The sequence below is a fragment of the Flavobacterium aureirubrum genome, from assembly GCF_038739835.1.
Taxonomy (GTDB): Bacteria; Bacteroidota; Bacteroidia; order Flavobacteriales; family Flavobacteriaceae; genus Flavobacterium; species Flavobacterium aureirubrum.
The window spans coordinates 1-318 of record NZ_JBCGDO010000105.1 but is presented as its reverse complement, the minus strand read 5'-3'; the positions used below and the strand labels follow the sequence as shown (position 1 = coordinate 318).

Annotated in this window: 1 protein-coding gene; it reads left to right on the top strand. The window is 42.1% G+C overall.

The features are described 5' to 3' along the window. Positions 1 to 318, top strand: a 318-nt coding sequence (locus WFZ85_RS16130; RefSeq protein WP_461782276.1) for a transposase, incomplete at both ends; no start/stop codon positions are given.

Genomic DNA, 318 nt, shown 5'->3' with positions numbered 1-318 from the left:
GTCGCACCGAAGAAAGCGGTTATATGTACCAAAAATACCGAACACCAGCCTGCAAAACCTGCCCAGTAAAAGACCAATGCACCAGTAGAAAAGGAGGACGAGAGATTGATCGAAGCCAATATGCCGATGCCGTAGAAGAAAATCACCAGCGATACAAAGACAATCCACAACTATACCGCAAAAGACAGGAGATTAATGAGCACATTTTTGGCACAATAAAGCGAAAATGGGGATACAACTACACCGATTTAATAGGATTAGAAAAAGTAAATGGCGAACACAGTTTGATCATGCTAGTCTACAACATCAAACGCAGCA